Raw genomic sequence first — 23,037 nt, 5'->3', positions numbered from 1 at the left:
TCCGGTGGCTACTTTGGTCAGCCGCGTCGGCAGTGCAGGAAAAGCTGGTGCTCGGGTGGTACGCCGGTACTCGCCGGGGCGTAGGAGTACGTTTCCTCGTCGATGATGTCGAAGCCCGCGTCACGTACGACCTGCCGCAGTTCGTCCCGCAGGTAACCGGATACCCGGATTGTGTGACCCAGGAACGGAATTCTCGCGTCGTCCAGGTCGGCCTCGACCATGGACAGCGCGAGCAGGCCACCGGGTCGCAGCAGTCCGTGCAGCAGCCGCAGAGCGTACGGGATCTCGGCGCGCGGCAGCATCAAGAGCGCGAAGAAAGCTGTGATCCCGTCGAACCGGCCGACCCCGTCGGGCCCTTCGGCCCGCAGCGCCGCCACGTCGAGCATGCGGAACTCGGCGTTGTCAGCCGGAACGTTCTTCCTGGCGAGATCGAGCATGCCGGACGAGAGATCGACGCCCAGGACGAAGTGCCCGGCGTCGGTGAGCTGACGGGCGGTCGGAAGTCCGGTGCCGCATCCCACGTCGAGAACCCTCGACCCGGGCGGCAGCGCGTCGACGAGCCTGCGCCCGGCGGCCAGCTGGCCGTCCTTGTGCGGGAAGGCGTCGTCGTAGTCCTGTCCGATGGCGTCGAAGGCTTCGGCCTGCCCCTTCCGGTCGGCCGGTACGCCGGGTGGCCCGCCGTAACCGTCGACCTCGCTCGCCTCGCTCACGTTCTGCCGCCCCTCGATGACATCCTGTCAGGCAACGCGCAAGCTCAGGGAGTTGCTGCTGAGTTGCTGCTGTGCGCCCTTGCGGAGGACGATCCTACGTTTGAACCATGGGGGCGCATCAAGGGTCTCATGACGTCACATGTGAAGGCGTGCGGTCCCAGTCATCCGGAAGGAGTGGAATCGTCCAGTCCGGATCGGGGCGCCAGCGCTGCCAGTTGTCCGAAAAAGGCTGCCCCCAGGAACGGATCACCTCGATGGCCGCATGCCCGGCGGCCCGTACGTCACGCGCTTTTCCCGGTTCCATGAGGCCGGCCCGCTGAGCCTGGACGAACTCGTCCTCGTCGTGCCACTGCCAGGTCCGGTCCGGCCGCACGGAGATGTCCAGAAAGTGATCCTCGGAATCGATGCCTCCGGCCCACCGGCTGCGCGGCTCCTCCAGATTCACGTACCAGTTCTTGAACTGCCATCCCGGGTCCCAGAACAGCCACACCGACCACGGCTCGGCGGGCCGGGCCAACTTCAGTACGCCGGTGCCGAACCAGTGGTCCCTGCGCAGGGCGCGGGGTCTGGTGTAGCGGGTGGCGAGGGGCTCGTGGTGAACGGGAGTGCCGTCGGCGATGACGGGTTTCACGCATTCCGTTCCGGGGGCCATCCACGCGGCGAAGAGCTCTTCGGTGTCCTGCACGACGGTGACGGGCCGGCAGATGTGAATTCCGTTCCCGGCGTTCTCCTTGTACCGCCACAGCACATGGGAGCCGGGGGCCCAGCGTGCTGCTTCGCTGCTCGTCGTTGGCGGCGTGGTGAGGTCTGTCATGCAGAGATATTAGTAGGCGCACGGGCAGGTTCCTCAGAACCTGCCCGTGCGTAAAGGAAATCGCCCTACGGCCGTGTTTGCCCCACGGACGCGTCATTGCCCTTCCGGACGCGTCATCCGCAGCACGTCCAACGCCTCGTCGAGCTGTGTCAGCGTGAGGTCGCCCCGCTCGACGTACCCGCCTTCGAGCACGACCTCCCGGATGGTCTTCCGGTCGGCCAGCGACTTCTTGGCGACCTTCGCCGCCTCCTCGTACCCGATGTACTTGTTCAGCGGAGTGACGACGGAGGGCGAGGACTCGGCGTACTCACGGGCCCGCTCGGCATTGGCGGTGATTCCGTCCACCGTCCTGTCGGCGAGGAGCCGCGAGACATTGGCGAGGAGCCGAACGGACTCCAGGACGTTCTTGGCGATGACCGGCAGCATCACGTTCAGTTCGAAGTTCCCCGCGGCGCCCGCGGCGGCGACCGTCGCGTCATTGCCGGTGACTTGCGCGGCGACCATCAGCGCCGCCTCCGGAATGACCGGGTTCACCTTTCCCGGCATGATCGAGGAACCGGGCTGCAGATCGGGCAGGTTGATCTCGGCGAGCCCAGTCCGCGGTCCCGAGGCCATCCAGCGCAGATCGTTGGCGATCTTCGTGAGGCCGACGCCGATCGTCCGCAGCTGCCCGCTGGTCTCGACGATGCCGTCCCGCGCGCCCTGGGCCTCGAAGTGGTCGCGTGCCTCGGTCAGCGCGAGGCCCGTGGCCCGCGCCACCTCGTCGATCACGGCCGCCGAGAACCCGGGCGGGGTGTTGATCCCGGTGCCCACCGCCGTACCGCCGAGCGGCAGTTCGGCGAGGCGCGGCAGCGAGGCCTTGAGCCGTTCGACGCCGTAGCGCACCTGTGCCGCGTATCCGCCGAACTCCTGGCCGAGCGTGACGGGCGTCGCGTCCATCAGATGCGTACGCCCGGACTTCACGACGTCGGCGAACTCCTCCGACTTGCGCTCCAGGGCGGTCGCCAGATGTTCGAGCGCGGGGATCAGGTCCTGTGTCACGGCGCCCGTGGCCGCGATGTGGATCGAGGAGGGGAAGACGTCGTTCGACGACTGGGAGGCGTTCACGTGGTCGTTCGGGTGGACGTCGCGGCCAAGACGTTCCGTGGCCAGCGTCGCGAGCACTTCGTTCGTGTTCATGTTGGACGACGTGCCGGAGCCCGTCTGGAAGACGTCCACGGGGAAGTGCTCGTCCCAGCGTCCTTCGACGACCTCGCCCGCCGCGTCGGCGATCGCCTCCGCCACGTCCTTGTCGAGCACCCCGAGATCCGCGTTGACCTTCGCGGCCGCCGCCTTGATCCGGGCGAGCGCGGCGATGTGCGCGCGCTCGATGCGCTGCCCGGAGATGGGGAAGTTCTCCACCGCCCGCTGCGTCTGAGCCCGCCATTTCGCGTGCGCGGGGACCCGTACCTCGCCCATGGAGTCGTGCTCGATCCGGTACTCACCGTTGGTGCTCGCGCTGGCGTCGCTGGTCATGCCTCGAACCTACTCCAGGGTCCGCCCGACGACACGGAGGAGCCCTCCGCGCACGACGGAGGAGCCCCCTGCGCACGACAGACGGAGGAGCCCCCTGCGCGCAGGGGGCTCCCGCGCCCGCTACGCCAGGCCCGGTCCGCGGACCGGGATGTGCGTGAACGTCGGCTCCGGAGCCGGGTTCTGGAAGAAGTCGTTGCCCTTGTCGTCGACCACGATGAAGGCCGGGAAGTCCTCGACCTCGATCTTCCACACGGCTTCCATGCCGAGCTCCTCGTACTCGACGACCTCGACCTTCTTGATGCAGTCCTGGGCGAGGCGCGCGGCCGGGCCGCCGATCGAGCCCAGGTAGAAGCCGCCGTGCGCGTCGCAGGCGTCGGTGACCTGTTTGGAGCGGTTGCCCTTGGCGAGCATGACCTTCGAGCCGCCCGCCGCCTGGAACTGCTCCACGTAGGAGTCCATCCTGCCCGCGGTCGTCGGGCCGAAGGAGCCGGAGGCGTAGCCCTCGGGGGTCTTGGCGGGGCCCGCGTAGTAGACCGGGTGGTCCTTCAGGTACTGCGGCATCTCCTCGCCCGCGTCGAGCCGCTCCTTGATCTTGGCGTGCGCGATGTCGCGGGCCACGACAAGGGGGCCGTTGAGCGAGAGGCGGGTCTTCACCGGGTGCTTGGTGAGCTCGGCGAGGATCGCGTCCATGGGCTGGTTGAGGTCGATCTTGACGACGTCAGATGCCGCGGCGTCCTCGTCGAGGGTCTCGTCCGTCGTGTCCGGCAGGAAGCGCGCCGGGTCCCTCTCCAGCTGCTCGAGGAAGACGCCCTCGGCGGTGATCTTCGCGGTGGCCTGGCGGTCGGCCGAGCAGGAGACGGCGATCGCGACGGGCAGCGAGGCGCCGTGGCGCGGCAGGCGCACCACGCGGACGTCGTGGCAGAAGTACTTGCCGCCGAACTGCGCGCCGATGCCGATCTTCTGCGTCAGCTCGAAGACCTTCTCCTCAAGACCCTGGTCGCGGAAGCCGTGCCCGGTCGGGGAACCTGAAGCGGGCAGCTCGTCCAGGTAGTGCGCCGAGGCGTACTTCGCGGTCTTCAGGGCGAACTCGGCGCTGGTGCCGCCGACGACGATCGCCAGGTGGTACGGCGGGCAGGCGGACGTGCCCAGGGAGCGGATCTTCTCCTCCAGGAACTTCATCATGGAGGCCTCGTTCAGGACGGCCTTCGTCTCCTGGTAGAGGAACGACTTGTTGGCGGAGCCGCCGCCCTTGGCCATGAAGAGGAACTTGTAGGCGCCGCCGTCGGTCGCGTACAGCTCGACCTGGGCCGGGAGGTTGGAGCCGGTGTTCTTCTCCTCCCACATGTTCAGCGGGGCCATCTGGGAGTATCGCAGGTTCAGCTTCGTGTACGCGTCGTAGATGCCGTGCGAGAGCGCCTTCTCGTCCTCGCCTTCGGTGAGGACGTGCTGTCCGCGCTTGCCCATGACGATGGCCGTGCCGGTGTCCTGGCACATGGGGAGCACGCCCGCGGCCGCGATGTTCGCGTTCTTCAGGAGGTCGAGCGCCACGAACTTGTCGTTGCCCGAGGCCTCCGGGTCGTCGACGATGCGCCGCAGCTGGGCCAGGTGCGCGGGGCGCAGATAGTGCTGGATGTCGTGGATCGCCTCGGCGGCGAGGGTGCGCAGCGCCTCTGGGGCGACCTTGAGGAACGTCCGCCCGTCGGCCTCGAAAGTGGAGACGCCCTCGGAGGTCACCAGCCGGTACGGCGTGGTGTCCTCTCCCAGGGGGAGCAGATCGGAGTACTCGAACTCTGGCATTTACGGCCATTCCTCACTCGGCAGACGGCGGCGCGGCCTCCATTGGCGACGCGCCAACCAGCGTAGAACGCGCGAAGCGGACCGGGCCTGTGAGGTAAGGCTCAGTAGGGCGGGCCGGGGGGTAGTCGCGATCTATCGCGTTTGGGTACGCTGCGTGGTGTGGACCTAGAAAAGCGCCCTCAGCAGACCCACCCGGAACCGACGCGCGCAGGCCTGCGCGCGTCGGACGCCGACCGGGACCGCACGGCCGACATCCTCCGTGAGGCCCTCGCCGAGGGCCGTCTGACCGCCGAGGAGCACAGCGAGCGGATCGACGGGGTCTATCGCGCCAAGACCATGGGCGAATTGGAGCCGCTGGTCAGCGACTTGCCCGCGGCGAGCGGCGCGGCCCGCACGACAGCGGCGCCCGAGCCCGCACCCTCCCGCCCTTCGGACGGCGTGGTGCCCCCGGTCGCCGACGAGAACCTGGTCGCGGTCTTCAGCAGCTCCGTCCGCAAGGGCCGCTGGCGCGTGGGCCGCCGCACGCACGCGTACGCGATCTTCGGCAACGTGGAGATCGACCTCAGCGAGGCCATCTTCGAGCAGCAGCAGGTCGTCATCAAGGCGATCTCCGTCTTCGGCAACGTGGAGATCCGCGTCCCGGAGAACGTCTCGCTGCGCGGCAGCGGCACCGGCGTGCTCGGCAACTTCGAGGTGGACATGCTCGATTCGGCCGAGCGGGACGCCCCGGTGGTCTTCGTCGACGGCTACGCGGTCCTGGGCAACATCGAGGCGAAGCCCAAGCGGGGAAAGCTCGTCCGGGACCTGCACAAGCAGCTGCGCAAGCATCTCGGTCACTGATCGTCCACTGCTCGGTCTCCGAGCCGAGGGGCGCACTCAGGGGGCGCATTCGGCCGTGGAATCGAGAGGCGCGTCCCGCCACTGATGGCGCGAACTTCCGTACATCGGAACTCAGTGCATAGGCGTGTGCACAGCGGGTAGAGCTTGCTGCATCGTCTCTCGCTCGCGAAGCCGTCGTCAGGAGTAGACCCGTGCTGCAGCCGTCGCATCAGTCCCTGCAGGTCGCCGCCGTTCCGGCCCAGCGGGAACCAGTGCGCGATCGGAACCAAGACGCTCCATGGCACACCGAGGCGGTGTGCCGACGAGACGAGGCCGGGCTGTTCTTCGCCCCGTCCAAGGAGCCGACCGCCTCACGCCTGTCCCGGGAGGAAGCCGCGAAGCGTGTCTGTGGCGGCTGTCCCGTGATGGTCGAGTGCCGTGAGCACGCCTTGCTCCAGCCCGAGCCGTACGGAGTCTGGGGCGGTCTCACGGCCGCCGAGCGCCGCGTGGTGCTCGCCAGGCGGCGCCGGCGCGAGGTGGAGCTCAAGAAGGCCGCGCACACGACCGTGGGACCGATCGCCGCCGCCGGATAGCGGTTCGCGCGTTGTCGTACGCGCGTTCTTGCTAAGCGCCTTGCGTACGCCGGAGGGGGCGACCCCCGCACGGGGCGCCCCCTCCGGCGTACGACAACGCGCTTCGTGCCGGACGTCCTACTTGGCGCGGTCGAAGTCGATGGCGCTGTACGCGCGCAGCTTCTTGAGCCGGTGGTCCGAGTCGATCTTGCGGATCGTGCCCGACTTGGAGCGCATGACGAGGGACGAGGTCGAGGCCGTCTCCGCGGCGTAGCGCACGCCCTGGAGCAGTTCGCCGTCCGTGATGCCGGTCGCGACGAAGAAGACGTTGTCCCCGCGGACCAGATCGGTCGTGGAGAGCGTGCGGTCCAGGTCGTGCCCCGCGTCGAGCGCGCGCTGGCGCTCGGCGTCGTCCTTCGGCCACAGCTTGCCCTGGATCACACCGCCGAGGCACTTGATCGCGCAGGCCGAGATGATGCCTTCGGGGGTGCCGCCGATGCCCATGAGCATGTCGACGCCGGTGCCTTCGCGCACGGCCATGATCGAACCGGCGACGTCGCCGTCCGAGATGAACTTGATGCGCGCGCCGGTCTCGCGGATCTCCTTGACGGTGCCCTCGTGACGGGGGCGGTCGAGGATCATGACCGTCACGTCCTCGGGCGAACGGCCCTTGGCCTTGGCGACGCGGCGGATGTTGACGGAGGCCGGGGCGTTGATGTCCACGTAGTCCGCGGCCTCCGGGCCGGTGACCAGCTTGTCCATGTAGAAGACCGCGGACGGGTCGAACATGGCGCCGCGGTCGGCGGCGGCGAGCACGGCGATGGCGTTCGGCATCCCCTTCGCGCAGAGGGTCGTGCCGTCGATCGGGTCGACGGCGATGTCGACCTCCGCGCCGGTGCTGTCGCCGATCCGCTCTCCGTTGAAGAGCATCGGGGCCTCGTCCTTCTCGCCCTCACCGATGACGACGATGCCGTTCATCGAGACGGTGGAGACGAGGGTCCGCATGGCCCTGACGGCGGCGCCGTCGGCGCCGATCTTGTCGCCGCGGCCGACCCAGCGGCCCGCGGCCATGGCGGCCGCCTCGGTGACCCGGACGAGCTCCAGGGCGAGGTTGCGGTCGGGAGCCTCGGGAGAGACTTCGAGCTCGGAAGGGAGATGATGCTCGGTCATCGGAGAGCACCTTTCTGCTGATACAAAAAAGTGGCGCGCCCGCAGGGCGTCCTTGGAAGGGCGGTGGTGGCAGACGGGAGGGCGGCCGGACGAGGGTGTGCCACGACTCTATCGGCAGGCCGACAAAATGAGCAGAGGGCCCCACGCATGAGCGGATCGGGCACTTTGGCAACACCGGGGGAAGAGCCGCGTCCGGCGCCTGAGAACATGGGGGCGTGGCAGGCAGACAAGGCAAGCAGACCGTACGGAACATGCTGTGGTCGATGGCGGTGATCGTCCTCGTGGCCGGTGCGATGTACGTCTTCATCCCGCACGACGACTCCAAGAGCCCCGTCAGGCGCGTCGACTACAGAGTCGAGCTGCTGAGCGCGCGACGGGCGGCGGCCTACCCGGTGGCCGCCCCCGAGGGCCTGGCCAAGGCGTGGAAGCCGACGTCGGTGCGGTTCGACGGCTCCAAGGGCGACAGCTGGCACCTGGGCTTCCTCGACCCGTCCGGTGAGTACGTCGTGCTGAAGCAGTCCACGGCGAAGCCGGTCAAGTTCATCGAAGAGGCCACGCAGCGGGCCGTGCGGACGAAGACCACCGAGCAGATCGGTGGCGAGACCTGGCGCCGCTACGAGGGGCAGACGTACGACGCCCTGGTGCGCGAGGACAAGGGCGCGACGACGGTGGTCGCGGGCACGGCGCCGTTCGGCCAACTGGCGGAGATGGCGCAGGCACTGAAGACGTCCTGACGCTTCGAGCGGTACGAGTGAGGGCCCCTGGAATTGTGGCGAATTCCAGGGGCCCTCACTCGTACTGCTTGTCCTGCTGAGCTTCAGACGGTCAGACGGTCTCGATGACCTGGTCGAACTCAAGGCGCGGGGAGCGCGGGAACCAGGCGTTCTCGGCCGGCTTGCCGATGTTGACGACCATCAGCGGGGTGTGGTCGCCATCCAGGAACTCCTTCTGGACACCAGCGGCGTCGAAGCCGGTCATCGGGCCCGCGGCCAGGCCGGCGGCGCGCACGCCGATGATGAAGTAGGCGGCCTGCAGTGCGGCGTTGAGCTGCGCGGCGCCTTCGCGGGCGGGACGCTCGGAGAAGAACACGTCCTTGGCCTGCGGGAAGTGCGGGAACAGGGCCGGCAGCTCCTCGTGGAACTCGTTGTCCGCGGAGAGGATCGCGACGAGCGGGGCGGACGCGGTCTTCGGCTGGTTGCCCTCGGCCATGTGCTTGACCAGGCGCTCGCGGGCCTCGGGGGAGCGGACCAGGGTGATGCGCAGCGACGACAGGTTGAAGGCGGTCGGGCCGAACTTGACCAGGTCGTAGATCGCCTGGACCTGCTCTTCGGTGACCGGCTCATCGGTGAAGGAGTTCGCGGTGCGGGCCTCGCGGAAGAGCAGGTCCTGTGCGGCGGGGTCAAGGACGAGAGACATGGATCAACCTTCTCGATGCGTACGTGCGTGGGTCAGCTGGTGGATCAGCTTGTGAGATCGACGGTACGACGTTGCGGTTTAAGTTTCAACCAAATCGGCCGCTTGGTGATCCGCTTCACAGCACATCAGGTCCAGGTCGCGCGAGAGGCCCGAGCCCCGGGCCTCCGGGCCCCGGGCCTCCGGGTCTCCGGGTCTCCGAGCCCCCGGGCCCCGGGCCGCCCCGCCTCAGGCGTCGCTGTCGTCCTCGCCCTGATCGCTGTCCCCGTCGGGCCCCGCCAGGGCCGCGTCAAGGCGGGCGCGGGCGCCGTCCAGCCAGCGGCGGCACACCTTCGCCAGCTCCTCGCCGCGCTCCCACAGGGCGAGAGACTCCTCCAGCGTGGTGCCGCCCGCCTCCAGGCGGCGTACGACCTCGATGAGCTCGTCACGCGCCTGCTCGTAGCCGAGTGCGTCCGCCGGGCTCGTGGCCTCGTCCGTCTTGCTGGTCATGCGCCCACCCTAAATGTCGGTTCGTACGGCTCGTGCGGCTCGTACGGTTCGTACGGCTCGTACGGCTCGTGCGGCTCGTGCGGTTCGTACGGCTTGCGTGTCCTGTGCGGCTATCGAGGGGGTTCTGTGTCCGCGGTTGTGTCCGCGGCTTCGGCTGCGGCTTCGGCTACGGCTGCGGCTCGTACGGTGAATTCGCCCTCGGCGACCCGTGCCCGCAGCTCCTCGTCGGCCGTCACCTCCTCCGCGGCCCGCACCACCGAGCCGTCCGCCTTCTGCAATACCGCGTAACCCCGCTGGAGCGTCGCGGCGGGGGAGAGGCCCACCACGCGCGCGTGGGTGTGCGTCAGCTCCGACTCGGCGCGGTCCAGGAGGTGCCCGAGCGTGCGGCGGCTGCGGTCGACGAGCGCCGAGACCTGCTCCTCGCGCTCCTCGATCATGCGGTGCGGATTCTCCATGGAAGGGCGGGCGAGGGCGTGCGCCAGGCCGCGGTCCTCGCGGTCGAGATAGGCGTCCATGCAGCGCCGGGCCCGGTCCCGCAGCCAGCGCACGCGCTCGTACTCCTCGCCGACGTCCGGCACGACCTTCTTGGCGGCGTCGGTCGGGGTGGAGGCGCGCAGGTCGGCCACGTAATCGAGCAGGGGGTTGTCCGGCTCGTGCCCGATCGCGGAGACGACGGGCGTGCGGCAGGAGGCGACGGCACGCACGAGCTGCTCGTCCGAGAACGGCAGCAGATCCTCCACGCTGCCGCCGCCCCGCGCCACGATGATCACGTCCACGGCGTCGAGCCCGTCCAGTTCCTTCACGGCCTGTACGACCTGCGGCACGGCGTGCACGCCCTGGACGGGGACGTTGCGCACCTCGAAGCGGACGGCGGGCCAGCGGTGCCGGGCGTTCTCAAGGACGTCGCGCTCCGCCGCGGAGGCGCGGCCGGTGACGAGCCCGATGAGCTGCGGCAGGAAGGGCAGCGCCTTCTTCCGCTCGGGCGCGAACAGGCCCTCCCCGGCGAGGCTCTTCTTCAGCTGCTCGATCCGCGCGAGCAGCTCTCCGACGCCGACCGGCTTTATCTCGACGGCACGCAGGGACAGCTGCCCCCGGGGCGCGTACCACTCGGGCTTGGCGTGGACGACGACGCGGGCGCCCTCGGAGACGACGTCCGCGACGGCGTCGAACACCTGGCGGTAGCAGGTGACGCTGACGGAGATGTCGTGCGAGGGGTCGCGCAGCGTCATGAACACCACGCCGGCGCCGGGCCTGCGGGACAGCTGGGTGATCTGCCCCTCGACCCACACGGCACCGAGCCGGTCGATCCACCCACCGATGAGCCGCGACACCTCGCCGACGGGCAGCGGGGCATCAGCAGACGTGTTCAAAGCCATGCGCCGAGCGTATCGGCAGGGTCCGACAGGGCGTGGTTCCTGTTCCCGCGCGCAGGATGTGACGCGGAGACTCGGGTGGATGGGCGGCGGGGAGATCCGCCGCGGGGTGGCGGGCCGGGGTCTCCGCTGGGCGGGTTGCCGGGCGGAGTGGCGGTTCGGGGTCCGCGTTGGGCGGGTTGCCGGGCGGGGTGGCGGTTCGGGGTCCGCGTTGGGCAAGCTGCCGGGCGGGGTGGCGGTTCGGGGGCCGCGTTGGGCAAGCTGCCGGGCGGAGTGGCGGTTCGGGGGCCGCGTTGGGCGGGTTGCCGGGCGGAGTGGCGGTTCGGGGGCCGCGTTGGGTGGGCTGCCGGGCGGGGTGGCGGTCCGGGGCCCCCGCCGGGCAAGCCGCCGGGCGAAGTGGGGGTCTAGGACTCCGCCCGACGGGCCCGCTGCCCGAACAGCACCGCAAGCCCCACGACGAACCAGATCAACCCCACCACCTGCGCGGACCCCGCGGCCTCCACGATCACAGCGATGGTGATGGCCGCCCCCAGCGCGGGGACCAGCAGATGCCGCCACCAGCTCACAACACCCCCGCGCCGCTGAACCGCGAACCACCCCACCACGCTCGCGTGCAGCAACACGAACGCCGTCAACGCCCCGACATTCACCACCGAAACCAGGTGATCCATCCCGTCGTCCCGCCGAGCCGCCCACACCGCGGCAACCAGCGTCACGACAGCCGCGCACAGCAACGCGAGTCGCGGCGTCCCCGAATCGGTCTTCGACAAGGCCCCGGGAAGCCGCCGGTCACGGGCCATGGCGTACAGCAGCCGCCCCGCCGCGGCCTGCCCGGCCAACGCGGCGAACGCCGCACCGATCGCCTTGCTGACGGCCACCAGGTCATGGAGCCAGTCCCCGACGGACGAGTCGACGGCATCGTAGAAAGCGGACCCCTGCTTGCCCGGCTCGGCGGCCAGCTGTGCCGACGACATCGGCTCCAGGAGCGCCCCCAGATACGTCTGGGCGATGAACAGCAGACCGGCGAGCGCCAGACAGAACAGCACCGCCCGCGCCACCTTCGCCGAGCCCCCCGTCACCTCCTCGGCGAACGAGGCGATCGCGTCGAAGCCCAGATACGAGAGCACCGCCACCGACACCGCGCCCACGACGGCGGCCAGCGCGAACGAGCCCTGCGAGCCGTCACCGCTCAGCGGCGAGAGCCAGTCCCGCTGCGCCCCGTCCCGCGCCAGGACGACGATCGCCGACACCACGAAGACCAGGAGAACCACGATCTCCATGGCGAGCACCAGGAACCCGACCCGGGCCGCGGCCCGTACGCCCCACAGGTTCAGCGCGGTCGTCACCAGGACCGCGATCGCCGTCCACACCCACCGGGACACGGAGGGCACCAGGGCCTCCATCGCGATCCCGGAGAAGAGATAGGCGACGGCGGGGATGAGGAGATAGTCGAGCATCGCCATCCACCCGGCGATGAACCCGGGTCCGTTGCCGAGCCCCGCGCGGGCGTAGGCGAAGACGGAACCCGCCTGGGGGACGACCCTCACCATCTGGGCGTAGCTGAACGCGGTGAACGCCATCGCGACCGTGGCGATGATGTAGACGAGCGCCACCGCGCCGTGCGACTTGGCGTCGAGCGTTCCGAAGACTCCGACCGGCGCCATCGGGGCGATGAACAGCAATCCGTAGACGACAAGATCAGGGAAGCCGAGACTGCGGCGAAGGCCGTCGGCTCCGTCGGCTCCGTCGGCGGCGCCGGGGTGGGCGCCACTGGCCGTCGTGCCTGAGTCTGAGTTGTCGGAGTAACCGGACATCGTGCCTCCGTAAGTGAACGCAGGCCTCCAGTCTCCCCAAGAAGGCGATCTTTGACGCGCTGGGCTCGGCCTTACGATGGGGGCATGACTGCTTCGACTCCTGCCCGCCGAGTCCTGCTCGCCGCCCCCCGCGGCTACTGCGCGGGTGTGGACCGTGCCGTGATCGCCGTCGAGAAGGCCCTTGAGCAGTACGGGTCTCCGATCTATGTCCGCCACGAGATCGTTCACAACAAGTACGTGGTGCAGACCCTCGAGAAGAAGGGGGCGATCTTCGTCGACCAGACGGACGAGGTCCCCGAGGGCTCCATCGTCATGTTCTCCGCGCACGGCGTGGCGCCGACGGTCCACGCCGAGGCCGCCGAGCGGAAACTCGCGACGATCGACGCGACGTGCCCCCTGGTCACGAAGGTCCACAAGGAAGCCGTCCGGTACGCGAAGGACGACTTCGACATCCTCCTGATCGGCCACGAGGGTCACGAGGAAGTCATCGGCACGTCCGGTGAGGCGCCCGACCACATCACGCTCGTCGACGGCCCCGATGACGTCGCGAACGTCGAGGTCCGGGACCCGGACAGGGTCGTCTGGCTCTCCCAGACCACGCTCTCGGTCGACGAGACCATGGAGACGGTCGACGCCCTCAAGACCAAGTTCCCGGGCCTGATCTCCCCTCCGAGCGACGACATCTGCTACGCGACGCAGAACCGCCAGATCGCGGTGAAGAAGCTGGCGGAGGACGCCGAGCTCGTCATCGTCGTCGGTTCCAAGAACTCCTCGAACTCGATCCGCATGGTCGAGGTCGCCCTCGACGCGGGCGCACCCGCGTCGCACCTCGTCGACAACGCCGAGGAGATCGACGAGGCGTGGCTCGAGGGCGTGACCACGGTCGGCCTCACCTCGGGCGCCTCCGTTCCGGACGTCCTGGTGGACGGTGTCATCGAGTGGCTGTCCGAGCGGGGCTACGGGGACGTGGAGACGGTGAAGACGGCCGACGAGTCGATCACCTTCTCGCTGCCCAAGGAGCTCCGCCGCGATCTGCGCGCCGAGGCCGCCGAGCTGTCCTGGAAGTAACGCGGGCGTCGGACACTGGCCGTACCGTGGGCCCATGCAGATCTTCGGCGTGGACATCGGCGGATCCGGGATCAAGGGTGCTCCCGTTGATCTGGACCGGGGAGACCTGGCACAAGAGCGGCACAAGGTGCTGACCCCGCACCCGGCCACGCCCGACGGCGTGGCCGACAAGGTGCGCGAGGTCATCGAGCACTTCGAATGGAAAGGCCCCGTGGGCGCCACGTTCCCCGGCGTGATCACCGGCGGCACGGCGCGCACGGCGGCCAACGTCGACAAGAGCTGGATCGGCACAGACATCCAGAAGCTGGTCGCGGACCGGCTCGGCGGCGACGCCCCCGTCACCGTCCTGAACGACGCGGACGCGGCGGGCGTCGCCGAGATGCACTTCGGCGCGGGCCGCGGCCACAAGGGCACGGTCATCCTGCTCACCCTCGGCACCGGCATCGGCAGCGCCCTGTTCACCGGCGGACACCTCGTCCCGAACACCGAGCTCGGCCATCTGGAGCTGCACGGCCACGACGCGGAGAAGCGCGCCTCGTCCAAGGCCAAGGAGGACGAGGACCTCTCCTGGGAGCACTGGGCGCACCGCGTCCAGAAGTATCTGGCGCACGTGGAGATGCTGTTCTCGCCGGAGCTGTTCATCATCGGCGGCGGCGTGAGCCGCAAGTCCCACAAGTTCCTGCCGCTGATCAAGGACATCAAGGCCGAGATCGTCCCCGCGGAGCTGCAGAACAACGCGGGCATCGTGGGCGCGGCGATGGCGGCGGCGGAAGCCGCGGCGGAGGCGGCGTAGGAAGCCCGCCGCTCCAAAGCAACCCTGCGCCTGCGCCTGCCCCTGCCCCCGTCCCTCCCCCCCCCGTCCCTCCCCTCTTGCCCCCTGCCCGGCCTATGTAGTGGGCATCCGCCGCTTGGGCCCTCGTGACCCGGCGGCGGGGGCGACGGCAGCGGCAGCGGCGCGTGCCCGCCGCCGCTGCCCCATGAATTTGATCCTGCGCCCGGTCACGATGAGACCGGCGACGAGCGTCCCGCCGTACAGCCAGCCCGCGTGCAGCGCGAGCGACGTGATGAGCCCCATGAGGTGCCCGCCGAAGCCGCCGCCATTGCCGCCCGAGATCGGCAGCAGCCCGAAGGCGAAGGCGATGGGCGCGGCCACCGGCGCGGTCACCAGGTCGGCGGGCCGCACCCAGAACGCGGTCAGCGCGCTCACGGGCAGGAAGAGCACGCCGTACGCGACGACCGAACTGCCGAAGAGCAGCCACAGCAGACAGGCGAGCAGGAACATCACCGCGGCGCAGAAGAGCCCGCTGCCGAGCCCCGTGAGACGCGGGTTCGGCATACCGCGCAGCTTGCGGTAGAGCGGCAGCGCGCGCAGCTTGCGGATGAAGGGAGGGGCTGGGCGGCGGGGACGGGACGCGGCGCGATAGACCGCCGCCGAATCGGCGGGCCTGCCCTGCGGGGGCAGGGGCGCGGTGCGTCGCGGCCGGGCCGGAGACTGAGGGGGACGCGTCCTGTGTTGCTCCACCGGACCAACCTAGGTCGAGCCGTACCGATAATCCGGCATGAGACACGCGCTTTGGCCGACCTTGGCCAAGCGTTCGACAGGAGAGCGGTACGCCGACGAGCGCGGGGCCCGCACGCCGTAGACTGGGGGATCGCCCTACGGTCGCTCCGGCCCTTCGGGCCGTCCACCCACAGCACTCACGTACGGGAAGTCGCAACGTGTCGCTCACGATCGGAATCGTCGGTCTGCCGAATGTCGGCAAGTCGACCCTGTTCAACGCCCTGACCAAGAACGACGTGCTTGCGGCCAACTATCCGTTCGCCACGATCGAGCCGAATGTCGGCGTGGTGGGCGTCCCGGACCCACGCCTCACGAAACTGGCGGAAATCTTCTCCTCGCAGAAGACCTTGCCCGCCACGGTCGACTTCGTCGACATCGCGGGCATCGTGCGCGGCGCGAGCGAGGGCGAGGGCCTGGGCAACAAGTTCCTCGCGAACATCCGCGAGTCGGACGCGATCTGCCAGGTCATCCGCGCCTTCAAGGACGAGAACGTCGTGCACGTGGACGGCAAGGTCTCGCCCAAGGACGACATCGAGACGATCAACACCGAGCTGATCCTCGCCGACCTCCAGACGATCGAGAAGGTCCTCCCGCGCCTCCAGAAGGAATCGCGCATCAAGAAGGACGTGGCGCCCAAGGTCAAGGCGATCGAGGAGGCCCAGGCGATCCTGGAGAAGGGCGACACCCTCTCCTCCGCGGGCATCATCCAGGGCTCCGGCAAGGAGGAACTCCTCCACGACCTCCACCTCCTCACGACGAAGCCCTTCCTCTACGTCTTCAACGTGGACGAGGACGAGCTGACGGACGACGACTTCAAGGCCGCGCAGAGCGCCCTGGTCGCCCCCGCGGAGGCGATCTTCCTCAACGCCAAGCTGGAGTCGGAGCTCGTGGAGCTGGAAGAGGACGAGGCCCTCGAACTCCTCCAGTCGGTAGGCCAGGAAGAGCCCGGCCTGGCCACCCTGGCCCACGTAGGCTTCCGCACCCTCGGCCTCCAGACGTACCTGACGGCAGGCCCCAAGGAGTCCCGCGCCTGGACGATCCCCCAGGGCGCGACGGCCCCCGAGGCGGCGGGCGTCATCCACACGGACTTCCAGAAGGGCTTCATCAAGGCCGAGGTCATCTCGTTCGAGGACCTTGTCGAAACAGGCTCGGTCGCCGAGGCCCGCGCGAAGGGCAAGGCGCGCATGGAGGGCAAGGAGTATGTGATGCAGGACGGGGATGTGGTGGAGTTCCGCTTCAACGTGTAGCCGCTGACACATCACCACGTCGCTGACCTGGCAAACATGCAGGTCAGATGGGGTCCGGCTCTTCGGGGTCGGGCCCTTTGCGTTTTCCCGTGCTGGGTTTCGGGTGTTGCGCTGCCCGATGTGGGAGCGAGCGGGAGAGGCTCCATGCGCACACCTTCTTCACGACTCTGAGGCTCCACGCAGGTCCGGGCGTAGCACTTTTCCTACTCGTTTGACACACTCGGGGTATGGGTGAGACGACGTACAGCATCGGGGAAGGGCCGGCGACGCGGGTGAGCCTGTCGCTGCCCGAAGGGACCGCGGAGGCGATCCGGGCGCGGGTGGGCAAGCGGGAGTTCTCCGCGTTCATCGCTGAGGCGGTCGAGCGTGAGCTGCGCGGGCAGGTCCTCGACGAGTATCTGGCGGACCACGAGAGCCGCAAGGGGCCGGTTTCCGAGCAGGCTCGTCAGCGGGCACGGCAGGTCTTCGACGAGGTGTTCGCCGAGGAGGGCGAGTGGCCCGCCGCAAGCTGAGTCACGAGGGGACGCTGGTCCTCGACAGTGAGGGGCTCTCGAAGCTGCTCGCCGACGACGAGCAGGCGGTGGCTCTGGTCGCTGAGGCGCGCTCACGCGGCATGGAGGTCGTGATCTGCGCGCTCACCATCATCGAGGCCGTGCATGCCCGTACGAACAAGGCGCGACTGAACTGGCTGCTCTCGGGGCTGCGCGTGGTTCCGGTGGGTGACGAGGAGGCGAGGGCGGCCTCGAAGCTGCTGATGGATGCCGGCCTGCACGGGCACAAGTACGCCATCGATGCGGCGGTCGCCGAGGCGGCACTACGACAGCATCGCCCCGTGGTCATGCTGACTTCCGATATCGATGACATGGCCAAACTCTGCGGCGATCGCGTTCGGCTAGTGGGGATCTAACTGCCTCTGACCCCGGTGCTGCCTTCCTGGCCGAGACCCGCCGGAATGGGATTTGGACGCCGTACCTTGGCGGGATTGCCAGTGGTGAACGCAAGTCCAGACTGATACCACTGATCAAGATCCGGGCAGCACGGTTGTATCGGGGGAACGTGGGCTGGCAGGAAGAAGTCGTCTCGGCGCTGGACGCCTGGGTGGCACATGAGGGCGTACCTGCTCGGGAGCCACGGTGGCGCCCCCTGGGGCGAGCGGTGCGAGGCCGGAAGCCCGGGGAGTACGTAGTCGACGTGCGCGGGTCCGAATCCGGGACGGACCAGCTCCAGGGGGACAGTCTGCGACTGGCCGGACCTGATGAGAGCGACATTGACGCAGGTCACTCCGTGCTCGACGTATACAGGGACGGAACCGCGCTTCGAGTGCGTGTTCCGGAGTTCGCAGACCCGGCGGATCCTTGTCTGTGGATGAAGCCGCAGCCCACCGGATTCCTCGTCAAGGCGCTGCGGGAAGGCATGGCCTCGCTCGCCGATGCTCCGCTGGCCCATCTCATGGCCCGAGGTGAGGCGGGCACGGGGCGGCTTGCTCCCATTGGACTGCCGCCCGGCACGCTCTTGCTGGCCCAGGACCGCGCCTATCGGGCATGCATGGGGGAGGGTCTGTGGCTGGTGTGGGGGCCACCGGGCACTGGCAAGACCACAGTCCTCAAACGCGCCATCAGCGATCTCGTCGCCCGGGGGAAGCGGGTCCTGCTGGTCTCGGCCACCAATATCGCCGTGGACAACGCCCTGTGGGGTGTGGTGAAAGAGCGACGGCATGGCGATGGCGAGCTCGTCCGCGTGGGACCGCCCCACCTGAGGGAGATCGCGGAAGACGCGAGTGTCTGCCTCACGCTGATGGTGCGCGCACCAGCGGGCGCTCGAGATCCAGGCTCTGGCCTTGAACGCCGGCTTTCACCGGGCGCTGTCGATGGCCGACGTCCTCATTGCGGCAACGGCCGAGCGGCATCGAGCCACGGCCCTGCACTATGACGGCGACTTCGACATGATTGCTTCGGCGAGCGGGCTGCAGGCCGAGTGGGTCGTAGGCCCCCGTACCGCCGACTGAGCCGGAAACGCGCACCGGCATCCGCAGGTGCTGGGTAGCGTTCCCGGCGTCGAATCGTCTTGTACTTTGTCGAGGTTCCCGTGCTGGGATGGTGCTCGGATGCTTCCGCATAACCGCAGGTCAGACCGGTTGTGGTGGAGTTCCGCTTCAACGGCGGATGGGGCCCACTCCTCCGGAGCGGGCCCCATCTCTTTTCCCGTGGGGGGTCAGAGGAGGCGCTTGCGGCCCCAGACGACGATGAAGGCGACGATGGCGGCGGTGGCGGTGAGCATGATGCCGGCGCCGAGCCACTGCATCGTGGCCATCTGCTCGATGGGGAGGTACTCCTTGGTCCAGCCGACGACGTGCTTGGACTCCAGGCAGGCGGTGTGTGCCTTGCCGTCGTCCATCTTGTCGAGGCAGGTCGTCCAGTCCAGGCGGTCTCCGGAGCTGGTGAGGAAGTAGGTGCCCTGTCCCTGCTGCACGGCCATGTCGGGCAGCTCCGGCTGCTTGGCGCCGGGTCCGACGCCCTTGTCGGTGCTGGCCGACACGATGTGTCCCAGGCGCGAACGGAGCTCGTCCCAGACGAACCCGATCGCCACGACGATGCCGAGCGTGACCACCATCGACACCAGCGTGCGGCGCAGGAGCAGGCCGACCGCCACGCCCACGGCGAACGTGAGCAGGGAGTAGGCCACCGCCATGGGGCCGGTGACGTCGAAGATCCCGCCGCTGGTCCACTCCACCTGCGTGACAAAACCCTTGACCGGGCTCCACCACCAGTTGAAGACGGCCCCGAGCACGCCGGTGGACAGTGCGACCAGTGCGGCGGGCATGGCGAGCTTCATGGTGAGCCACCGCAGCCGGCTGACGGACTGCGAGGTCACCAGCTTGGCGGTGCCGGTCTCCAGGTCGCCCGCGATGAACGGGGCACCGAGGAGGACGCCCGCCAGGACAGGGAAGTAGCTCAGGTAGCCGCCGACTTCGGCGATGAGATTGCCGTACGTGTCGAACTCGGGCGGCATGCCGCCGGGCCGCTTCTGGGTCGGTTCCAGGGTGCGCAGGTAGTCCATCGTCTGTCCGCGCAGAATGACCATGGCGGTCACGGCCAGGAGCGTGAAGGCGATGATGGTCCAGAACGCGGCGCGGTGCTGGCGCCAGACGAGCCAGGCCGTACCGCTGAGCCGGGGTGCGGCCGGCCAGGAGCCCCGTCCGTTCTGCGGGCCCTCTTCGGACGTCTTGCGGGCCGGGTCGAGAGTGAGGGTGCTCATGCGGTCACAGCCTTCTGGCGGTCGCGGGTGATGACGTCGTGGATGTCGCCGACCTGGGCGCTGGGGGAGATCAGCGCGGGCGCGTCGGGTGAACGCAGATAGGCGAGCAGCAGCTCTTCCAAGGTGGGCGGCTCGGCCTGCCCGTCGTACTGGATCGGTGCGCTGAGGCGTGCCAGGACGCCGGCCCTGCCGTCGCCGGCGCCGAGGGTCTCGATGACCGTGTGCGGTGCGACGGCGGAGCGTGCGCCGTCGCCCGCGGTGGCGAACAGGGCGTGTGCCGAGCGCAGTTCGTTCACCTCGCCCGCGAGACGCAGCCCGCCGTTCGCGATGACGAGGAGGTAGTCGCAGATGTACTCCAGCTCGGCGAGCATGTGCGAGGACACCAGGACCGTCGTGCCGTGTTCGGCCGCCTCCGCCTTCAGCGTGGCCATGAGCTCTCGGCGCACGAGCGGGTCGAGATCGGACATCGGCTCGTCGAGGATGAGCAGGTCGGGGCGCTTGCCGAAGGCCAGGGCGAAGGCGACGCGGGTACGCTGGCCGCCGGACAGCGTGCCGATCTTCGCCTTCATCGGCACCTGGCCCGCGTTGACGATGCCCTCGGCCACCTCCTGGTCCCAGAGAGGGTTGAGCTCGCGGCCCAGGCGCAGGGTCTCGGCCACGGTGAAGCGCCGGAACAGCGGCTTCTCCTGCGTCAGGAACGCGGTGCGCAGGACCGCCTCCGTCGACCCCGGTTCCGCGCCGAACACGCGCAGGGCCCCGGCCGACGGCCGGATCATGTTGGTGGCCAGGCCCATCAGAGTGCTCTTGCCGGCGCCGTTGGGGCCGACAAGACCGCATACCCGCCCGATCGGCAGCTGGAAGGAAACGTCCCGCAATGCCCAGCCTCGCCGGTACTCCTTGCCGAGCCCGTGGGCCTCGATCGCCGGACCGTAGACGGGCGGCGGTCCGAATCCCGGGCCGCTGCCGGGATGCGTCTCTGCGTGGGCGTCGTGCATGTGTGGCTCCTGTGCGTACGTGTGGGAGGGACGGCCGTGTGCGTGTGGGGGACGGGCCGGGTGTCTGCGTGGGGGAGGCGCGGCAGGCGGCGTGCGACGCTGGGCGGGGCGCTCGGCTGCCGGCGGTGATCGGCGGCCGATCAGCCGAGTCGGCGTTTGACGCCGTCGAAGGGAGGGAGGGTGCCTCGGTCGGCGCGCCGGGATCCCGAGTGGGTCCCAGTGGGGCTGAGCGGGGAGCGGATCTCTGCCGACGCGTGTTCCAGCGCCTCTGGGGCTTCTGCCGGGGTGACGTCGGCCGTGATCATGACATGCTCCTCGTGCGATGAAGGATGAAGGGCGAGCGCCGCCCGGTGAGAACGACTCTCCTCTGCCGCGGCTCGCGGCGGATCGGGCGAAAGACAGATCATTCGCGGTCGGCTCCGACTTTCGGCCGGTCCGCGGTAGGGATGGTGAGAGATGCTGAAGGCGGCGAACGCAGCGATCACGGCCACAGCCACGGCCAGAGCCACAGAGGGGAAGGGCCTCTCGCGGCTCCTGCCCGCGATGGTGTGGCTGCTGCTCGGGGGCCTGGTCGCGCTCGTCCCGTTCGACTTGGTGGCCGGTTTCTACTGGATCTCGGATCACGGCCCTGCCAAGCTGATCGGCGCCCTCCTCGCAGTCGGCCTCGTCCTCGCTTCACCCCGGCTCAGAAGCCGGGAACTGTCGGTGGCCGCCTGCGTGGTCGCGGTCGTGTCGCTGGGCCTGTCGGTCTGGCTGCACCTGGAGATGAGGGTGAGCTCGCAGGCGCTGGGATTCGCCGAACCGGCGGCGCTGACGTGGCTCCTGCTGCTCGTCGCCCGACGGGGGAAGCCGTCGTGGGCGATGCTGGCCGTCCCCGCGCTGATGATGGCGATCGTGCTGCGGCCGGTGTCCGTCGCGACGCGGCAGTCCACCACCATCCTGGCGCTGCTCTACGCCCTGGCAGCGGTCACGGCGTTGAGCATCGGCCTCGGAATGCGCTTCCTCCTGGTGGACCGGCGTCGGCAGGCGGCGGCCCTCCGCCTTGAGCAGCGGACGGAGTTCGCCAGGGACCTGCACGACTTCGTCGCCCACCATGTGACGGGCATCGTCGTACAGGCGCAGGGAGCCCACGCGATCGCGGGCCGCAAGCCCGAACTGGTGCCGCCCGCGCTGCAGCGGATCGAACAGGCGGGCTCGGAGGCGCTGACCTCCATGCGGCACATGGTGGGAATGCTGCGCGACGCCGACGGCGAAGTGGCACTGACGCCGCTGTCGGGCATCGATGAAGTGCGCTCGCTCGTCGAGGAGTTCTCGTCGGTCGGCGGTGCGCGGGCCGAGCTCGATCTCGCGGGGGCCCTCGACGACCTGCCGGTCGAGGTGACCACCACCGCGCACCGGGTGGTGATGGAGGCCCTCACCAACGTACGCAAGCACGGCCACGGATGCACCGAAGTGCGGGTGAGCGTGAACCGCTCGGGAGCCCGGCTGACCGTACGGGTCACCGACGACGGACGGCCGCACCACGTCTCCACCGGCGGCTTCGGCCTCACGGGCCTGGCCGAGCGGGTGAGCCTGATCGGCGGAAGCGTCCAGGCGGGTCCGGTGACGGGCGGCGGCTGGGGCGTAGAGGCGACGCTCCCCGTGCCCCCGTCCGCGTCCCCGGCAGACGTGCCCACGGCGAAGGCGTCCACGACGAAGGCGACGGCGTCATGACGATCCGCGTCCTGATCGCTGACGATCAGGCCATGGTCCGCGCCGGGTTCACGATGATCCTCGGCGCGGAGGACGACATCGAGGTCGTCGCGGAGGCCACGGACGGGGTACACGCGGTGGAACTCGCAGAGCGCCACCGGCCCGACGTGGTCCTGATGGACATCCGCATGCCCCGCATGGACGGCCTTGAGGCACTGCGGCGACTGACGCGGCCCGGCACCGTGAACCCGCCGAAGGTCGTCGTGGTCACGACGTTCGACGACGACGAGTACGTCCAACGCGCCCTGAGCGAGGGCGCGTCCGGCTTCCTGATCAAGGACTCCGGCCCTGCCCTGCTCGTCGAGGCGATCAGGGCGGCCGCCTCCGGAGAGGCGCTGGTGAGTCCGGCCATCACCGTCCGGCTGCTGCGGCGCCTCAACAGCGCCGTCCCCGCTTCTCGGGAGCCGCACACCGCGCTCTCGGAACGGGAGAAGGACCTGGTGCGCCTTGTGGCCAGAGGCCTGACCAACGCCGAGATCGCGGGTGAGCTGGTCATCTCCGTGGGCACGGTGAAGACGCACCTGGGCAACGTGCAGACGAAACTGTCCGCCCGCAACCGCGTGGAGATCGCTGCCTGGGCCTGGGAATCAGGGCTGGTGGACGCGCGAGGGTGAGCGCCGTCCAGGTGGAGTGGCGGGGCCGAACCGCGGAGGGCCCGGCCTCGCCCCTTGGC

At 69.3% G+C, this 23,037-nt stretch carries 23 protein-coding genes and 2 pseudogenes; 12 read left to right on the top strand and 13 right to left on the bottom strand.

Annotated elements, in window-relative coordinates; all coding sequences use genetic code 11:
* Positions 1 to 17: 17 nt before the first annotated feature.
* From ACFVXC_RS10750 to ACFVXC_RS10735, 4 genes are all read right to left on the bottom strand, one after another.
* Complete coding sequence (locus tag ACFVXC_RS10750; protein ID WP_389903762.1) at positions 18 to 710, bottom strand: class I SAM-dependent methyltransferase; 693 nt, start codon at positions 708 to 710, stop codon at positions 18 to 20.
* 127 nt (positions 711 to 837) lie between these two features.
* Entirely contained in the window at positions 838 to 1,524 is a 687-nt protein-coding gene (locus tag ACFVXC_RS10745) for a DUF402 domain-containing protein (RefSeq protein WP_389903760.1), read from the bottom strand.
* A gap of 93 nt (positions 1,525 to 1,617) precedes the next feature.
* Complete coding sequence (locus tag ACFVXC_RS10740) at positions 1,618 to 3,039, bottom strand: class II fumarate hydratase (protein ID WP_389903758.1); 1,422 nt, start codon at positions 3,037 to 3,039, stop codon at positions 1,618 to 1,620.
* Between the two features lie 120 nt (positions 3,040 to 3,159).
* Entirely contained in the window at positions 3,160 to 4,836 is a 1,677-nt protein-coding gene (locus tag ACFVXC_RS10735) for a fumarate hydratase (RefSeq protein WP_389903756.1), read from the bottom strand.
* Between the two features lie 159 nt (positions 4,837 to 4,995).
* On the opposite strand from ACFVXC_RS10735, the gene ACFVXC_RS10730 reads away from it, so the two are divergent.
* Complete coding sequence (locus ACFVXC_RS10730) at positions 4,996 to 5,676, top strand: DUF1707 domain-containing protein (RefSeq protein ID WP_389903755.1); 681 nt, start codon at positions 4,996 to 4,998, stop codon at positions 5,674 to 5,676.
* Positions 5,677 to 5,867: 191 nt separating this feature from the next.
* Positions 5,868 to 6,248 carry a WhiB family transcriptional regulator gene (locus tag ACFVXC_RS10725; protein WP_389903753.1) on the top strand — a complete coding sequence of 127 codons (381 nt, stop codon included), beginning with the start codon at positions 5,868 to 5,870 and terminating at the stop codon, positions 6,246 to 6,248.
* A 117-nt stretch (positions 6,249 to 6,365) separates the two neighbouring features.
* On the opposite strand, the gene glpX is transcribed toward ACFVXC_RS10725, so the two are convergent.
* The gene (gene glpX / locus ACFVXC_RS10720) at positions 6,366 to 7,397 is read right to left on the bottom strand and encodes a class II fructose-bisphosphatase (protein WP_389903751.1); all 1,032 of its coding nucleotides are present in this window, start codon (positions 7,395 to 7,397) and stop codon (positions 6,366 to 6,368) included.
* A gap of 215 nt (positions 7,398 to 7,612) precedes the next feature.
* Between glpX and ACFVXC_RS10715 the strand changes: the two genes are divergently transcribed.
* Positions 7,613 to 8,131, top strand: coding sequence for a DUF4245 domain-containing protein (locus tag ACFVXC_RS10715; RefSeq protein WP_389903749.1), 519 nt, complete (start codon positions 7,613 to 7,615; stop codon positions 8,129 to 8,131).
* 91 nt (positions 8,132 to 8,222) lie between these two features.
* On the opposite strand, the gene ACFVXC_RS10710 is transcribed toward ACFVXC_RS10715, so the two are convergent.
* The 4 genes from ACFVXC_RS10710 to ACFVXC_RS10695 form a co-directional block, all read right to left on the bottom strand.
* A complete protein-coding gene (locus ACFVXC_RS10710; RefSeq protein WP_389903748.1) occupies positions 8,223 to 8,813 on the bottom strand; it encodes a malonic semialdehyde reductase in 591 nt (196 codons plus the stop codon).
* A 225-nt stretch (positions 8,814 to 9,038) separates the two neighbouring features.
* Positions 9,039 to 9,299 (bottom strand): exodeoxyribonuclease VII small subunit, encoded by a 261-nt coding sequence (locus tag ACFVXC_RS10705; protein ID WP_389903746.1) that lies wholly within the window; start codon positions 9,297 to 9,299, stop codon positions 9,039 to 9,041.
* Positions 9,300 to 9,409: 110 nt separating this feature from the next.
* Positions 9,410 to 10,675, bottom strand: coding sequence for an exodeoxyribonuclease VII large subunit (gene xseA / locus ACFVXC_RS10700; protein ID WP_389903744.1), 1,266 nt, complete (start codon positions 10,673 to 10,675; stop codon positions 9,410 to 9,412).
* A gap of 401 nt (positions 10,676 to 11,076) precedes the next feature.
* Positions 11,077 to 12,486, bottom strand: a complete 1,410-nt coding sequence (locus ACFVXC_RS10695; protein ID WP_389903741.1) for an APC family permease — start codon at positions 12,484 to 12,486, stop codon at positions 11,077 to 11,079.
* A gap of 84 nt (positions 12,487 to 12,570) precedes the next feature.
* On the opposite strand from ACFVXC_RS10695, the gene ACFVXC_RS10690 reads away from it, so the two are divergent.
* Positions 12,571 to 13,554, top strand: coding sequence for a 4-hydroxy-3-methylbut-2-enyl diphosphate reductase (locus ACFVXC_RS10690; protein ID WP_389903739.1), 984 nt, complete (start codon positions 12,571 to 12,573; stop codon positions 13,552 to 13,554).
* Positions 13,555 to 13,588: 34 nt separating this feature from the next.
* Positions 13,589 to 14,347: a polyphosphate--glucose phosphotransferase gene (ppgK, locus tag ACFVXC_RS10685; RefSeq protein ID WP_389903737.1), complete on the top strand. Its 759-nt coding sequence runs from the start codon at positions 13,589 to 13,591 to the stop codon at positions 14,345 to 14,347.
* A 93-nt stretch (positions 14,348 to 14,440) separates the two neighbouring features.
* Here the strand turns inward: ppgK and ACFVXC_RS10680 are convergent, their stop codons facing one another.
* Positions 14,441 to 15,076 (bottom strand): DUF6542 domain-containing protein, encoded by a 636-nt coding sequence (locus ACFVXC_RS10680; protein ID WP_389903736.1) that lies wholly within the window; start codon positions 15,074 to 15,076, stop codon positions 14,441 to 14,443.
* A gap of 197 nt (positions 15,077 to 15,273) precedes the next feature.
* Between ACFVXC_RS10680 and ychF the strand changes: the two genes are divergently transcribed.
* The 5 genes and pseudogenes from ychF to ACFVXC_RS10655 all read left to right on the top strand — a co-directional run.
* On the top strand, positions 15,274 to 16,362 hold the full coding sequence (ychF, locus tag ACFVXC_RS10675; protein ID WP_389903733.1) for a redox-regulated ATPase YchF: 1,089 nt from the start codon (positions 15,274 to 15,276) through the stop codon (positions 16,360 to 16,362).
* 227 nt (positions 16,363 to 16,589) lie between these two features.
* Positions 16,590 to 16,874: a hypothetical protein gene (locus ACFVXC_RS10670; protein WP_389903732.1), complete on the top strand. Its 285-nt coding sequence runs from the start codon at positions 16,590 to 16,592 to the stop codon at positions 16,872 to 16,874.
* Entirely contained in the window at positions 16,856 to 17,269 is a 414-nt protein-coding gene (locus tag ACFVXC_RS10665; RefSeq protein WP_389903730.1) for a PIN domain-containing protein, read from the top strand. Before ACFVXC_RS10670 ends, ACFVXC_RS10665 begins: the two co-directional genes overlap by 19 nt.
* A 458-nt stretch (positions 17,270 to 17,727) precedes the next feature.
* Positions 17,728 to 18,120, top strand: a pseudogene (locus tag ACFVXC_RS10660) (AAA domain-containing protein); the annotation flags it as partial.
* Between the two features lie 52 nt (positions 18,121 to 18,172).
* Positions 18,173 to 18,367: pseudogene (locus ACFVXC_RS10655) on the top strand (PIN domain-containing protein); the annotation flags it as partial.
* A 206-nt stretch (positions 18,368 to 18,573) separates the two neighbouring features.
* Here ACFVXC_RS10655 and ACFVXC_RS10650 read toward each other — a convergent pair.
* From ACFVXC_RS10650 to ACFVXC_RS10640, 3 genes are all read right to left on the bottom strand, one after another.
* Positions 18,574 to 19,617: an ABC transporter permease subunit gene (locus tag ACFVXC_RS10650; protein ID WP_389903728.1), complete on the bottom strand. Its 1,044-nt coding sequence runs from the start codon at positions 19,615 to 19,617 to the stop codon at positions 18,574 to 18,576.
* Positions 19,614 to 20,612 (bottom strand): ABC transporter ATP-binding protein, encoded by a 999-nt coding sequence (locus ACFVXC_RS10645; RefSeq protein WP_389903726.1) that lies wholly within the window; start codon positions 20,610 to 20,612, stop codon positions 19,614 to 19,616. Before ACFVXC_RS10645 ends, ACFVXC_RS10650 begins: the two co-directional genes overlap by 4 nt.
* A 140-nt stretch (positions 20,613 to 20,752) precedes the next feature.
* On the bottom strand, positions 20,753 to 20,917 hold the full coding sequence (locus tag ACFVXC_RS10640; protein ID WP_389903724.1) for a hypothetical protein: 165 nt from the start codon (positions 20,915 to 20,917) through the stop codon (positions 20,753 to 20,755).
* A gap of 151 nt (positions 20,918 to 21,068) precedes the next feature.
* Between ACFVXC_RS10640 and ACFVXC_RS10635 the strand changes: the two genes are divergently transcribed.
* Together ACFVXC_RS10635 and ACFVXC_RS10630 are read left to right on the top strand one after the other, a co-directional pair.
* The gene (locus ACFVXC_RS10635) at positions 21,069 to 22,325 is read left to right on the top strand and encodes a sensor histidine kinase (protein WP_389903722.1); all 1,257 of its coding nucleotides are present in this window, start codon (positions 21,069 to 21,071) and stop codon (positions 22,323 to 22,325) included.
* Positions 22,322 to 22,978, top strand: a complete 657-nt coding sequence (locus ACFVXC_RS10630) for a response regulator (RefSeq protein ID WP_389903721.1) — start codon at positions 22,322 to 22,324, stop codon at positions 22,976 to 22,978. Before ACFVXC_RS10635 ends, ACFVXC_RS10630 begins: the two co-directional genes overlap by 4 nt.
* Positions 22,979 to 23,037: the final 59 nt, after the last annotated feature.

It is taken from the genome of Streptomyces sp. NPDC058257 (genome assembly GCF_042881845.1).
In the GTDB taxonomy this organism is placed as follows: domain Bacteria; phylum Actinomycetota; class Actinomycetes; order Streptomycetales; family Streptomycetaceae; genus Streptomyces.
Note: the sequence above shows the minus strand (reverse complement) of the source record. Positions and strands in the feature narration are given on the sequence as shown.